This is a genomic window from Arthrobacter sp. M71 S08 (assembly GCF_059089725.1).
Map to the genome: position 1 here is coordinate 73,712 of NZ_JBNHEY010000003.1, position 13,969 is coordinate 87,680.

General features: G+C 64.5%; 10 protein-coding genes. 6 read left to right on the forward strand and 4 right to left on the reverse strand.

What is annotated here, in order from left to right; translation table 11 throughout:
• Nucleotides 1-6 precede the first annotated feature (6 nt).
• The 3 genes from aceB to AC5RTB_RS07760 are packed head-to-tail and all read left to right on the forward strand — an operon-like array spanning nt 7 to nt 3,694.
• Nucleotides 7-1,605 carry a malate synthase A gene (gene aceB / locus AC5RTB_RS07750; protein WP_494060491.1) on the forward strand — a complete coding sequence of 533 codons (1,599 nt, stop codon included), beginning with the start codon at nt 7-9 and terminating at the stop codon, nt 1,603-1,605.
• The gene (locus AC5RTB_RS07755; RefSeq protein WP_494060492.1) at nt 1,606-2,871 is read left to right on the forward strand and encodes a DUF6986 family protein; all 1,266 of its coding nucleotides are present in this window, start codon (nt 1,606-1,608) and stop codon (nt 2,869-2,871) included.
• Nucleotides 2,872-2,881: 10 nt separating this feature from the next.
• Entirely contained in the window at nt 2,882-3,694 is an 813-nt protein-coding gene (locus tag AC5RTB_RS07760; RefSeq protein ID WP_494060493.1) for a bifunctional allantoicase/(S)-ureidoglycine aminohydrolase, read from the forward strand.
• Here AC5RTB_RS07760 and AC5RTB_RS07765 read toward each other — a convergent pair.
• From AC5RTB_RS07765 to AC5RTB_RS07775, 3 genes are all read right to left on the reverse strand, one after another.
• Nucleotides 3,687-4,391: a YwaF family protein gene (locus tag AC5RTB_RS07765; RefSeq protein WP_494060843.1), complete on the reverse strand. Its 705-nt coding sequence runs from the start codon at nt 4,389-4,391 to the stop codon at nt 3,687-3,689. The two genes, AC5RTB_RS07760 and AC5RTB_RS07765, sit on opposite strands and share 8 nt — an antisense overlap.
• 15 nt (nt 4,392-4,406) lie before the next feature.
• Entirely contained in the window at nt 4,407-5,480 is a 1,074-nt protein-coding gene (locus tag AC5RTB_RS07770) for an alkene reductase (RefSeq protein ID WP_494060494.1), read from the reverse strand.
• A 224-nt stretch (nt 5,481-5,704) separates the two neighbouring features.
• Nucleotides 5,705-7,108, reverse strand: a complete 1,404-nt coding sequence (locus tag AC5RTB_RS07775; protein ID WP_494060495.1) for an LLM class flavin-dependent oxidoreductase — start codon at nt 7,106-7,108, stop codon at nt 5,705-5,707.
• Nucleotides 7,109-7,272: 164 nt separating this feature from the next.
• Here AC5RTB_RS07775 and AC5RTB_RS07780 point away from each other — a divergent pair, with 164 nt between their 5' ends.
• Nucleotides 7,273-7,761 carry a flavin reductase family protein gene (locus AC5RTB_RS07780; RefSeq protein WP_494060496.1) on the forward strand — a complete coding sequence of 163 codons (489 nt, stop codon included), beginning with the start codon at nt 7,273-7,275 and terminating at the stop codon, nt 7,759-7,761.
• 23 nt (nt 7,762-7,784) lie between these two features.
• Here AC5RTB_RS07780 and AC5RTB_RS07785 read toward each other — a convergent pair whose 3' ends face one another.
• Nucleotides 7,785-9,806 (reverse strand): FG-GAP-like repeat-containing protein, encoded by a 2,022-nt coding sequence (locus tag AC5RTB_RS07785; protein WP_494060497.1) that lies wholly within the window; start codon nt 9,804-9,806, stop codon nt 7,785-7,787.
• Nucleotides 9,807-10,085: 279 nt separating this feature from the next.
• On the opposite strand from AC5RTB_RS07785, the gene AC5RTB_RS07790 reads away from it, so the two are divergent.
• On the forward strand, nt 10,086-11,582 hold the full coding sequence (locus AC5RTB_RS07790) for a xanthine dehydrogenase small subunit (protein WP_494060844.1): 1,497 nt from the start codon (nt 10,086-10,088) through the stop codon (nt 11,580-11,582).
• The gene (xdhB, locus tag AC5RTB_RS07795) at nt 11,579-13,969 is read left to right on the forward strand and encodes a xanthine dehydrogenase molybdopterin binding subunit (RefSeq protein ID WP_494060498.1); all 2,391 of its coding nucleotides are present in this window, start codon (nt 11,579-11,581) and stop codon (nt 13,967-13,969) included. The genes AC5RTB_RS07790 and xdhB overlap by 4 nt, the downstream gene beginning before the upstream one ends.

A 13,969-nucleotide genomic window follows, 5' to 3' on the forward strand; every position in this document is an offset into this window, starting at 1 on the left:
GGACATATGTCTATCGAACTCACGGATAAGGCGCCGGTCGACGGCGCGGAGACCATCCTCACCCCGGAGGCGCTCCAGTTCATCGAGAAGCTGCATCAGGAATTCCGGACAACGCGGAACGAGCGGCTGACCGCCCGCGCGGGGCGCCGGGAGGAAGTGGCACAGACCGGCAGGCTGGACTTCCTCCCGGAGACCGCCGAGATCCGCAAGGCAAACTGGACCGTCGCCGAGGCACCGCCGCAGCTTCAGGATCGCCGCGTGGAAATGACCGGCCCGGCCTCCCCGGTCAAGATGGCCATCAACGCCCTCAACTCCGGCGCCAAGGTGTGGCTGGCGGACCTCGAGGATGCAAGTTCGCCCACCTGGCACAACGTCGTCGATTCCCAGGTGAACCTGTACCGGGCGGCCCGCGGATCGCTGAGCTACACCTCGCCCGAGGGCAAGGAGTATGCGCTGCGGACGGACGCGCCGCTCGCCGTCGTCGTTGCCCGCCCACGAGGCTGGCACCTCCCGGAGAAGAACATCACGATCGACGGTGAGCCCGCGATTGGTGCGCTGGTGGACTTCGGGCTCCACTTCTTCCACAACGCCAGGCACCTCCTCGAGACCGGCAGCGGTCCCTACTACTACCTGCCCAAGCTGGAGAGCCACCTTGAGGCTCGGCTGTGGAATGACATCTTCGTGTTCGCACAGGATTACGTCGGGGTCCCGCAGGGCTCGGTCCGCGCGACGGTGCTTATCGAGACCATTCCGGCTGCGTTCGAGATGGACGAGATCCTGTACGAACTGCGCGACCACGCCTCCGGCCTGAACGCCGGGCGTTGGGACTACCTCTTCAGCATCATCAAGTACTTCCGCGACGGCGGTGAATCCTTCATCCTGCCTGACCGTGCGTCGGTTGCCATGACCGCTCCATTCATGCGGGCGTACACCGAACTTCTGGTGAAGACCTGCCACCGTCGCGGCGCCTTCGCCATGGGCGGCATGGCCGCGTTCATCCCCAACCGCCGCGAACCCGAGGTTACGGCCCAGGCCTTCGAGAAGGTCCGCGCGGACAAGACCCGCGAGGCCAATGACGGCTTCGACGGCTCCTGGGTTGCCCACCCCGACCTCGTGCCCGTGTGCCGTGAGGTCTTCGATGCCGTCCTGGGAGACAAGCCGAACCAGATTGACCGGCAGCGGCCCGAGGTCGACGTAACTGCAGAGCAACTCCTCGACGTGGAATCCGCCGACGGTGACGTCACCGAGGTGGGCCTGCGCGCCAACCTTTATGTCGCCGTCGCCTATGTTGCGGTGTGGCTGTCCGGGAACGGTGCGGTCGCCATCCACAACCTGATGGAAGATGCGGCAACGGCAGAAATCTCCCGCTCCCAGGTCTGGCAGCAGATCCGGAACAAGGTCGTGTTGGCCGACACCGGCAATACGGTCACCCCCGACCTGGTGAACTCGATCCTCGCGGAGGAAACCGAGAGGCTGCACGGCGAAGTCGGCGACGAAGCGTTCACCAGGTTCTACGAGCCGGCAAGTCGCCTCATCGCGGACATCTGCGTCTCCGAGGACTACACGGATTTCCTCACCCTCCCTGCCTATGAGTTGGTGAGCTGAGTGAAGTTCGCTCTCGGTTTCGACGACTATGCCGCGATCGACTCGAAGCTGGCTGACACTGACCGTCTCCTGCGCTTCAGCTACCCCGGCGACAGCGGTGCCCGGCAGTCGGTGCATACGGTGTATGTTCCGGCCGACCGGTACCAGCCTTCCCTCCCGGGTGACTGGGGGCGTGAGGCGGTTGCCGCCGTCGAACGCTCCGGTGGCATGGGTGCGCTGTGCAGCGCTTTGGGCGCGAACGACGACGTCGGCACGCTGGTGAGCGCGAAGCTCGCCGCCGAGCCAATCGAGGACCTCCGCCTCGACTTCGAGGACGGGTACGGCAACCGGCCCGACGACGAAGAGGATGCCGACGCTGCCCGCGCAGCCATCGCCGTGGCACGGGCGGCGCGGGACGGGATCGCGCCGCCGTTCATCGGCATCCGGTTCAAGTGCTTCGAGGAGCCGACCCGCCGTCGTGCGCTGCGGACGCTGGACCTCTTCGTGGGCGGGCTGCTCGCTGAAGGTCCGCTTCCCGAGGGGCTGGTGCTGACCCTGCCGAAGGTGTCGACGGTGGCGCAGGTCGAAGCCATGGTGTTCGCATGCGAGCGGCTCGAAGCCGTGCATGGCCTTCCGTCAGGCAGGCTCCGGTTCGAGGTGCAGATGGAAACGCCGCAGCTGATTCTGGCTGCCGACGGCACCGTGCCTGTTGCACAACTGCTTCACCGTGCGGAGGGCCGGGTATCCGCCCTGCACTACGGCACGTATGACTACAGCGATTCGCTGCAGATCGCCGCCGCCTACCAGTCGATGGAACACCCCGCGGCCGACTATGCCAAGCAGGTCATGCAGGTGGCGGTCGCCGGCACCGGCGTCCGACTGTCGGACGGGTCGACCAATATCCTGCCGGTCGGCACGGACACCGAGGTGTCCGCGGCCTGGGCACTGCACGCCAGGCTGGTGCGACGCTCGCTGGAACGCGGCTACTACCAGGGGTGGGACCTGCACCCTGCGCAGCTGCCCAGCCGGTTCATTTCCACGTACACGTTCTACCGGGAGGGCCTTCCGGCAGCGGCCACGCGCCTTCGCAACTACGTGCACCGGATCGAGAGCGCGATCCTCGATGAGCCTGCAACCGCCAGGGCACTTGCCCGCTTCGTCCACCGCGGCGTGCTCTGCGGCGCCGTCACCGAGGCCGAAGTAAACGAACTGGCCGGCATATCCCTTCCCGACCTGGAAGCTCTCGCGCATCCGCGGAAGCTTCCTGAAACAGCTGAAAATATCTAAGGACTGAACGTTGAGCAACTACTACGCACCCGAATCCGTACTGCCGCCGCAGACGGACCTTTTGACCGGACGCGCCGTCGTCACCGAGGCCTACACCGTGATTCCCCGCGGGGTCCTTCGCGACATCGTGGTGAGCGAACTCCCTGAATGGACGGGAACCCGCACCTGGATCCTGAACCGCCCGGTGGCCGGCGGTGCGACGACGTTCGCCCAGTACCTCGTGGAGGTATCGCAGGGCGGCGGGTCCACCGATCCCGAACCCGAGGCCGGAGTGGAGTCGTTCGTGTTCCTCCTCGAGGGAACGCTCACCGTCAAGCTCGACGGCGAACTGCACGACCTCACGCCGGGCGGCTTTGCGTTCGTTCCGCCGGGAGCTGACTGGGAGGTGTCCAATTCCGCGCCGGAGCCCGCGAAGTTCCAGTGGATCCGCAAGGCCTACCAGCCGCTCGCCGGGCACACCCCGAAGGCGCGTGTGGGCAACGAGCAGGATATCGAGCCCGGCGCGATGCCCGGCACGGACAACAAGTGGCGCACCACCCGCATGCTGCCGACCGATGACATGGCGTACGACATGCACATCAACGTGGTCACCTTCGAGCCCGGCGCCGTCATTCCCTTCGCGGAGACCCACGTCATGGAGCACGGCCTGTACGTGCTTGAAGGCAAGGCCGTGTACCGGCTCAACCAGGACTGGGTGGAGGTCCAGGAGGGCGATTACATGTCCCTCCGCGCCTTCTGCCCCCAAGCCTGCTACGCGGGCGGCCCGTCCAACTTCCGGTACCTGCTGTACAAGGACGTGAACCGGCAGATCAAGCTCACCTGACCACGGGCTTCCGCGTCCAGGGCCAGGTGATCAGTGCCCAAAGGGAGAGGGCGACGGCAACTTCAACGGCCAGGTACCAGGGCCAGTCTCCCATCAGGTCCAATACTGAGGAATCGGGAGGCTTGGCGTTGAGGAAACCGTAGTTCGTCCCGGCGACCGCGTTGAATCCGAACACCAGGACAGCCCACACCAGGGTGGCCGCCACAACCGTGGCGTAGCTGTGCCAGTTCGGCCGCATTCCGAGACCCCAGGTGAGATATACGGTTGCCCAGAGCACCAAAGCGTGCTGGACCCAGTAGTCGATGAAGTAGATGTCCGGAAAACCGGCTCTGACGGCAGGCGTGATCATCGCGTGCGGTATCAGGGTAAGCCCCCAGTAGTAGGTCAGCGAGAAAGCCCATTTTCGCCGGCTCCACAGGGCGTAGACAGCCACCATCCAGGCGAGGTCCGAAATGTGCAGGGGTAACGAGGAATCAAGGTCCCATTGCGAAGGTTGCAGGCGGAAGACCAGCATAGTCAACGCGTACACCAGAAGCACCGAGGCGAATGCACGTGAGAAGGTACGGCTGCCGGGGCTGCACCGGTGCCGACGTCCGAGGATCACCAGCAGCGCCGAACCGACGGTGACTCCGACCAGGAGGCCCAAGTGCGTGATCCCATACGGGGTGAACACCTGTACCGCCCAAGGCAACTCCATGGTCACCGCCTAAGCTTAGGCCGGTTGGTAGGCGGGGTAGTCCGTGTAGCCCTCGGCGCCGCTGGTGTAGAAGGTCGCCATGTCCGGTTCGTTGACCGGCAGGTCTTCCTTCCAGCGACGCACCAGGTCGGGATTGGCGATGGCCGGACGGCCGACGACGACGGCGTCGGCCAGGTCGTTCTCGACCAGTGCGATCGCCTCATCCCTTGTGGTCATGACGCTGAACCCCGTGTTCAGCAGGAACGCGCCGTCGAACTGTTCGCGCAGTTCCCGGACGAGCTCACCGGCGGGCTCCTTATGCAGCACGCTGAGATACGCCAGGCCCAGCGGTGAAAGAGCCTGCGTCAGCAGTGAGTAGGTGCGGCGGAGATCCTCATGGTCCAGCTCGTTTGCGCCCTGGATGTTGTGCTCCGGGGAGATACGGATTCCTACCCGCTCTGCGCCGACTTCTTCGGCTACTGCCTTCACTACCTCGACAACGAACCTCACCCGGTTCTCCGGGGAGCCGCCGTACTCGTCATCGCGCTGGTTGGCAGCGGGGGAGAGGAATTCGTGGAGGAGGTAACCGTTGGCGGAGTGCATCTCGACGCCGTCGAACCCGGCCTTGATGGCATTGAGTGAACCCTGGACGAACTCCTGAATGACGCCCTGTATTTCCGTGGGCGTCAACGCATGCGGGACCGGGTAGGGCTGCTTGCCCTTGTAGGTGCGGGTCAGGCCATCGATCGCGATGGCGCTTGGGCCCACGACGGTCCGGCCGCCATTGGTGTCCTCATGGGTGACGCGCCCTGCGTGCATGACCTGAGCGAAGATGCGGCCGCCTTCGGCATGAACGGCGTCAGTGACCCGCGACCAGCCTTCGAGCTGTTCCTCGGTCACCAGCCCCGGCTGGCCTGGAAAGCCCTGGCCGGCGTGGCTGGGATACGTTCCCTCGCTGACGATCAGCCCGAGAGATGCGCGCTGGCGGTAGTGCTCGACGACCATGGGGCCGGGAACACCGTCCTCCCCGGAACGGCAGCGGGTAAGCGGCGCCATGACCAGGCGGTTGGGCAGTTTCAGCTCGCCAAGGGTGATCGGGGAAAACAGCATGCGGGAGTCCTTTCACGGAAGCTTTCATAGGATGAAGCACTCGTGCGGGAGCACCTATTCCGGGTGCGATGTGGATCACATGAGACGGCTGGTGCACCGTAGGCTGGAAGACGCATTGGACAGCGGGCTGAGTGGATCGTCGGCGGTAACCAGCAGGAGGAAGTTTTATGTGGTCCAGTCTGGCAGTGAGCCCGGCGGCAGCGCTGCTCAGGCCTATGAGGTGACTAACCCTGCCGGACTGCAGCTCCTACCCGGTAACCGCTGCCCTTGTGGTCCTCCGGCAGCCGGTCGCCCTTGCCGAAGAGCTTGTTGCGGAGCGTTCCGGGAGCGTATTCGGTCTGGTAGGCACCGCGCGCCTGCAGTTCGGGCACAACGTACTTCACGATGTCCTCGAAGGTTCCGGGCGTGATGGCGTAAGCCAGGTTGAAGCCGTCGACGTCGGTCTCGTCGACCCAGGCAATAAGCTCCTCGGCCACCTCCGCGCCGGAACCGACCAGTCGCGGGCCAAGGCCGCCGATACTCGCCGACTCCGCGATGTCGCGCACTGTCCAGGGCTTGCCGTCGTCGTTCACTTTCTGGAAGTTCGACACCGTCGACTGGATGGCGTTGGACTTCACCTCACCGATCGGATCATCGAGGGCGTACTCAGACAAGTCGATGCCCATCCAGCCCGACATCAGGGTCAGCGCACCCTCGTTGCTGGCATACTGCTTGTATTCCTCGTGCTTGGCGTGCGCGGCTTCGCTGGTCTCGTCGGTAATAACGGTGAGCAGGGTATAGATCCGCACCGAGTGCCGGTCCCGTCCGGCCGCCTCGACGGCGTCGCGGATCTTCGTCACTGTGTCCTTGAGGATGGACTTGGTGGGCGAGGCGACGAAGATCGCCTCCGCGTTCCCTGCCGCGAAACCCATGCCGCGGGGGGACGCCCCAGCCTGATAGATCACGGGGGTGCGCTGGGGCGAAGGTTCGCTGATGTGTATGCCGGGGACCTTGAAGTACTTGCCCTCATGCCGGATTTCGTGAATCTTCTCCGGATCGGTGAAGATGCCGCGCTCGCGGTCGCGCACGACGGCGTCGTCCTCCCAGGAGCCTTCGAGCAGCTTGTAGATCACCTCAAGGTATTCGTCTGCGTGGTTGTAGCGTTCATCGTGCTCGAGCTGGTCCTCGTTGCCCATGTTGCGCGCCGCGGATGGCAGGTAGCCGGTCACCACGTTCCAACCGAAGCGTCCGTTGGTGATGTGGTCCAGCGTGGATAGGCGGCGGGCGAACGGGTAAGGGTGCTCGTAGGCGGTGCCGGCCGTGACGCCGAAGCCGAGGTTCTCAGTGACAACGGCCATCGCGGACACCAGGAGGAAGGGATCATTGACGGGGACCTGTGTGCCCTCCCGGAGCGCGGAGGCGTTGGAGGACCCGTAGGTGTCATAGGTTCCAAGGACATCGGCGATGAAGATGCCGTCGAAGAGGCCCTTCTCCAATGTCTGCGCCAGATCCGCCCAGTAGCGGATGTCCTTGTACCGCCAGGACTGATCGTCCGGATGGCGCCACATGCCGGGGGACTGGTGTCCCACGCAGTTCATGTCGAACGCGTTGAAGCGGACGTGTCGGCGTGGTCCGTCAGTGGTTGCCATGGGGTCTCCTTCGAAGCTGGCGCTTTTCCCAGTATGGGTGCCGGTTCCCGAGCCGCAGAGAGAAGCGAAACCTGAGGTAAAGAACTGGATACCTCGCCCATGGCAGTCGAGAGTCTAAGGGGTCATTCAATGCCGGTCCTGGTCCCGGCCGAGAGGATCACCGTATGGCACCGTTCCCCGGAGGCGGCAAAACGCAGCGCGAGGTCCTGGGCAGATTCTGCTCCGGTATCACCGTCGTGACTGCCGTGAGCGACGACGGCCCGGTTGGCTTCACCTGCCAGTCCTTTGCCTCCCTGTCGCTGGACCCGCCGCTTGTCAGCTTCAATCCTGCGCGGACCTCGACGACATGGCCCTTGATCCGCGACGCCGGCAACTTCTGCATCAATGTTCTCTCCGTGGAGCAAAAAGAAATCAGCAACGCGTTCGCGCGCCCGGGAGCGGATCGCTTCGCCGGCGTCCGGTGGTCGCCGGCACCTTCGGGAGCACCGGTTCTGGACGGGTGCATTGCATGGGCGGACTGCACGCTGTGGGCGGAGTACGACGGCGGTGACCACACCATCGTTGCGGCCCTGGTCCATGCGCTGGAAGAGGGCAACGACGAAGATCCTTTGTTGTTCTATCGGGGGAGTTACGGGATTCCTTCCCCTTGGTAGTGCTGTTAGGTGCGACCGTCTGGCTAGAAGATGCTGGTGAAGTTCTGCCAGCCTGAGCCGATTTTCACTCGCGGCTTCCAGCCGCCGGACCCGTTTCCCGGGTACAGGTAGAGGGCCCCATACTTGTCGCGGGCCATGACGTCGACGTTCCCGTCGCCGTCGAAGTCGCCCGCGGCACTAACGCTGGTGAAGTTCTGCCAGCCTGAGCCGATTTTCACCCGTGGCTTCCAGCCGCCGGACCTGTTTCCCGGGTACAGGTAGAGGGCCCCATACTTGTCGCGGGCCATGACATCGACCTTCCCGTCGCCGCTGAAATCCCCGGGGCCGAAGATGGTCGTGAAGTTCTGCCAGCCTGAGCCGATCTTTACCCGAGGCTTGAAGCCGCCGGTCCCGTTGCCAGGGTAGAGGTAGAGGGCACCGTACTTGTCCCGGGCCATGACATCGACCTTCCCGTCGCCGTTGAAGTCGTCAGGGGCAATAATGGTGAATCCGTTCCAGCCGGTTCCGACAAAGGATCCGGAAGGCCCGTCGGACATCCACAACTTTCCCCAGGCGTCCTGGGCGAGATAGTCAGGGAGGCCGTCACCGTTGAAGTCGCCCGTTCTGACGAGGCCGAGGAAGCCCTCGTGTCCGTTCTGAAGCTGGTAGCGGGGTTTCCAGCCGCCAGCTCCGTTGCCTGGGTATACCCAGAGAACACCGGCTTTGTCACGTGCCAGGACGTCTGATTTATCGTCGCCGGTGAAATCCATGAAAGCGCGGGGGTCGAAGGTCGGTGCTATCGGCCTGGATAAGCTCGTGGTGCTGTCGTAATAGTGGGTGCGGTGGTATCGGGCGCGCACCGAAATCCTGTGTCCGCGGTCATCCCGCGTGACCGCATACGTCGGGTCGGCACTCCAGACGGTGAGCTTCTCTTCGTCTCGGTACCACTCGTACATGATGGTCTCAGCAGAAGGACTGGGGGTTCCAGGCACGGCGGTGAGGACTTCACCGGGTAGGGCCGTGCCTTTGATAGTCGGGGCGGTGACTCCCGTGAACTTGCCCCAGACGTACGGTCGTAGGTTGGATGCGACGCCCCCTACCCGGCCCTTGTAATGAGCAGCGACTGGTGTGACGCCGACATTAATACTCTTGCCGATGTATCCCGGGGCAGCGGTGTACGTCGACCCGGTCGCGCCGGGAATCGCTTCGGTCGTCCAGTCGCCCGAGGCATACCACTGGTACGCATAGGTCAGGTCAGTTGGCGCGGTACCGGTGACCGGAGGGGCAGAGGCTCGCAGCACGGTGCCGGTGGGAACGTTGTTGGAGGCGACGCTACGGTCCCAGGTGATGGTGGGCGGTGAGGACAGTTCCAGGTATCCCCGGAACGCTTCGGCTGGGGAAGACGTGCTGGTCCACGTCTTGTATCCGGGCGCGGACACTGTGACTGTGCTCGTGAGATCGGCGCCCAGGTCTTCCTCGGTGACCGTATAGGAGGGTGAATCCGCTCCGGGGATCGGGGCTCCGTTCCGGGACCACACGTAGGTTTTTTCCGGTCCGCTGTCGAGGACGGGAGACAGAATAAAGCCGTTTGCGCCGGTGGAAATAGTCTTGCCCAGAATGGGCGTCTCCGGGTTCACCTGCCAGCCGAAGCTGATGGCACCTTGGACAGGCAGAGACTCCTCGGACATGTAAACTACTGGATCCTCGCCGTACGCTTTCAGAGTCAGCTCAGCCGAAATGCGGCGACCAAAGTGGTCCGGGCGGACCGTAAAGGAGCTAGGGCCCAATACGGAGGGGTCGTGCTGCCCGTCCACAAACCAGCGGTACGAGATCTTCTCCCAAACCGCCCTCCGGTCGATCTTGGCATCGGCCCGGAACTGATCCCCGACCACAGGGACGCTTGAGAACGTCACGATTGGCTCAGTGGCTTCATTGGCAGCCAGAGGATTGGCGGGAGTGGCCGCAGCAGGAGCTATCGGCGAAATGAAGATGAGCGTCGTCAAAGCGGCGCAGAATACTGCAATGGCCTGCTGCCGGCGTCCGGGCAGGCGGGAAGATATGTGCACGTGCGTGTCCCCTGATCAGCGTGGGACTGATCCGCAGCCGCACGTTTCTATCGCTGAAGATATAGCAGACATTTGGAAACCACCAGCGCACCCGATCGCCTTCGTCGTCGCAGCGCAGAAAATCCCACATTGTGGAAACAATTTTCCGTCGAAAGGGTGTACGCTAGATCACACCGAAACTACGTAACGAACACTCTGGACACGGACCTTCCACGCGGTCCGGGATTGTCCAGGCGGTTCGGTTGGCGCGTCGGTCCGGTTCGTACGGGAGCGTGAATGATGGACGGAATCAAGGTAACCGTCAACGGCAAAGTCCGGGACTGCAGCGGGACAAACCCCCACACTCGATTACTCGACTGGTTACGGGACGAAGGTCTTACAGGATCCAAGGAAGGCTGCGCTGAAGGGGAGTGCGGCGCCTGCGCGGTCCTGGTGGCCCGCCCGGACGGATCCGACCGCAGTCGATGGACCTCGGTCAACGCGTGCCTACCCCCGGCGCTGGCCTTCGACGGCCAGGAAATCATCACCGCCGAGGGGCTGGGAAACGTCTCGGACGCCTGCACTCCTGAGGAGCTGCACCCGGTACAGCGCGAGATGGCGGACCGCGGAGGTTCGCAGTGCGGATACTGCACCCCCGGATTCATCTGCTCAATGGCTGCGGAGTACTACCGGCCGGAGCGCAGCGCGGCGGAGAGCGAGAAGGAAACAGGAACAGCCGTCGTCGGTGAAGAGCATGCTACCGACCACGAGTGCGGCCCCAATGGATTCGACCTCCACGCGCTGAGCGGCAACCTGTGCCGCTGCACCGGCTACCGGCCCATCCGCGACGCGGCCTACGCACTCGATACACCGACAGACTCCGACCCACTGCTGGAGCGCCAGAACCGCCCGGCCCCTGCGCCGCGCCACACGAGGGTCAACGGCGAGGCTGAGTTCCTCCGCCCGCAGTCGCTGAACGAAGTGCATCAGACCCTGCGGGACAGCTCGGACGTGAAGCTCGTTGCCGGTGCCACGGACCTCGGCGTTGAAGTCAATCTCCGGCATTCGCGTCCGCCGCTGGTCCTCGCCATAGATCGTCTGGAGGAACTTCGGGCGCTGACGTTCGACACCGACTCCATCGAGATCGGTGCCGCCCTGACACTCTCAGAAGTCGAGCGGACAATCGACGGCAGGGTTCCGCTGTTGAGCCACCTGTTCCCGCAGTTCGCCTCACGCCTGATCCGCAATGCCGCGACCTTCGGCGGGAACCTATCCACCGGCTCACCCATCGGTGACTCCGCGCCGGTCTTCCTGGCGCTGGATGCGAGGGTTGTCCTTTCCTCCACCGACGGTGAGCGGGAGGTTCCGCTGTCGGAGTATTACACCGGCTACCGCCAGAGCGTCCGCAAGCCCCACGAGATGCTCCGGGCCATCCGGATTCCGCTGCCGCTCGCCGAAAGCACTGCCTTCTACAAGATTGCCAAGCGGCGCTTCGACGACATCTCCAGTGTGTCGGTGGCTATCGCGCTTCAGCTCAGTGACGGCGTCGTAAGCTCCATCCGCATTGGGCTGGGTGGCGTGGCGGCGACTCCGATACGCGCACTGGCAACCGAAGGCGCGCTGGTCGGGCAGCCCTGGACATCCGACACGGTGGCGGCCGCCGCCGTCGTTATGGCTGGTGAAGGGACGCCGATCGATGACATGAGAGCCAGCTCGCTCTACCGCTCCGCCATGCTGAGGCAGGCCCTGCTGAGATTCCATGCCGAGAACGCACCTGCTCTGGAGGTGACCAAGTGAAGTCGCTCGCCGATCGTCCCGTGAACCCTGTGGTCGGCGTTCCCGTCTCCCATGAGAGCGCCGCCGCCCACGTAACCGGAACAGCGCTGTACACCGACGACCTTGTGGTCCGGAGGCAGAACGTCCTGCACGCCTGGCCGGTCCAGGCCCCGCACGCGCACGCCCGCATCGTTGGCATGCGCACCGAGCCCGCGCTCGGGGTTCCCGGCGTGGTGAGGGTACTGACGGCGTCGGACGTCCCGGGAGTCAATGACGCCGGAATCAAGCACGACGAACCTCTCTTCCCCAGCGAAGTCATGTACTACGGCCATGCCGTGTGCTGGGTGCTGGGCGAGTCACTGGAAGCTGCACGCCTCGGGGCGGAGGCAGTCGAGGTTGACTACGAGCCGCTCCCGTCAGTGATCACGGTTGAAGAAGCCATCGAAGCCGAGAGCTTCCAGGGGAACCGGCCGACAATCGCGCGCGGTGAGCCGGACGCGGCTCTGGAGAACTCAGCCCACCGGTTCAGCGGCGAGTTCCAGTTCAGCGGACAGGAGCACTTCTATCTGGAAACCCACGCCTCGTTCGCGTACATCGACGAGGCCGGGCAGATGTTCGTCCAGTGCAGCACCCAGCACCCCTCGGAGACGCAGGAGATCGTGGCGCATGTGCTGAACCTCGCCAACCACGATGTCACGGTGCAGTGCCTCCGAATGGGTGGCGGATTCGGCGGCAAGGAAATGCAGCCGCACGGCTTCGCGGCCATCGCGGCCCTCGGCGCCACCCTCACCGGGCGGCCGGTCCGGCTGCGGCTGAACCGCACGCAGGACATCACGATGTCCGGAAAGCGTCACCCGTTCCACGCGCGCTGGGAAGTAGGGTTCGACAACGACGGTCGCCTCCAGGCGCTCAAAGCCACCCTCACCAGCGACGGCGGCTGGAGCCTCGACCTTTCCGAGCCCGTGCTTCAGCGGGCGCTGTGCCATATCGACAACGCGTACTACATCCCGAACATTGAGGTCCACGGCCGGATCGCGAAGACTAACAAGACGTCCCAGACGGCGTTCCGCGGTTTCGGCGGCCCTCAGGGCATGCTCATCATGGAGGACCTGCTGGGTCGGTGCGCGCCGTTGCTGGGGCTCGATCCGAGCGAGCTTCGCCGTCGTAATTTCTACGAGCCGGGGCAGAGCACGCCGTACGGGCAGCCGGTGCGGCATGCGGAACGGCTGACTGCGATCTGGCAGTCGCTCGCGGATCGTTCCGACGTCGCACGGCGCCGCGAGGAAATAGCCGAGTTCAACGCGCAGCACCCCAATACCAAGCGGGCGCTCGGCATGACCCCGGTGAAGTTCGGCATCTCCTTCAACCTCACCGCGTTCAACCAGGCAGGCGCGCTGGTGCACGTCTACAAAGACGGCTCCGTGCTGATCAACCATGGTGGCACCGAGATGGGCCAGGGCCTACACACCAAGATGCGGCAGGTTGCTGCAACGGCGCTTGGCATTCCGCTGTCCCTGGTTCGGCTCGCGCCGACGCGGACGGACAAGGTGCCCAACACGTCGGCGACGGCGGCAAGTTCCGGTGCCGACCTCAACGGCGGCGCCATCAAGAACGCCTGCGAGCAGATCAGCTCCCGGCTGGCTGAGGTTGCTGCCCGGAAGCTCAACATCCACCCCGACGACGTCCGTTTCGACGACGGGAAGGTCACCGGCATCGGCTTCCACGATACGGAGCTCACCTTCGCCGAGGTGGCCCGCGACGCGTACTTCCAGCGGGTCTCCCTCTGGGCCGCTGGGTACTACAGGACGGAAGGCCTGCACTGGGACAGCTCCCGCATGCAGGGCGAACCGTTCAAGTACTTCAGTTACGGCGCGGCGCTCAGCGAGGTGGAAGTCGACCGTTTCACCGGTGCCTATCGCCAGGTGCGCACGGACATCGTGCACGACGTCGGCGACAGCCTCTCGCCGATGATCGACGTCGGGCAGATCGAGGGCGGCTTCGTGCAGGGCGCCGGGTGGCTCACGCTCGAGGACCTGCGCTGGGACACCTCCGACGGCGCCAACCGCGGCCGGATCACCACGCAGTCCGCCAGCACCTACAAGCTGCCGAGCTTCTCCGAGATGCCCGAGGAGTTCAACGTCCACCTGTTCGAGCGGGCCACCGAAAGCGGCGTGGTCTACGGGTCTAAGGCCGTGGGCGAACCCCCGTTGATGCTGGCGTTCAGTGTCCGCGAGGCCCTCCGCGAAGCAGTTGCGGCCTTCGGGCCGGGCGACTGCGCCGTGGAGCTCGCCAGCCCGGCCACTCCGGAAGCGGTGTTCTGGGCGATCGAGCGGGTCACCGCGCCGTCGTCGTCGTCCTCTTCTTTGGACGTGGACGAGCTCACCTCCGCCTCGAGTTCAGCACGTTGA

Bases quoted from the DNA above. Each gene is read 5' to 3' on its own strand.
- AC5RTB_RS07765 (WP_494060843.1), bottom strand. From the start codon at position 4,391: ATGGAGTTGCCTTGGGCGGTACAGGTGTTCACCCCGTATGGGATCACG.
- AC5RTB_RS07770 (WP_494060494.1), bottom strand. From the start codon at position 5,480: ATGCTGTTTTCCCCGATCACCCTTGGCGAGCTGAAACTGCCCAACCGC.
- aceB (WP_494060491.1), top strand. From the start codon at position 7: ATGTCTATCGAACTCACGGATAAGGCGCCGGTCGACGGCGCGGAGACC.
- AC5RTB_RS07775 (WP_494060495.1), bottom strand. From the start codon at position 7,108: ATGGCAACCACTGACGGACCACGCCGACACGTCCGCTTCAACGCGTTC.
- AC5RTB_RS07780 (WP_494060496.1), top strand. From the start codon at position 7,273: ATGGCACCGTTCCCCGGAGGCGGCAAAACGCAGCGCGAGGTCCTGGGC.
- AC5RTB_RS07790 (WP_494060844.1), top strand. From the start codon at position 10,086: ATGGACGGAATCAAGGTAACCGTCAACGGCAAAGTCCGGGACTGCAGC.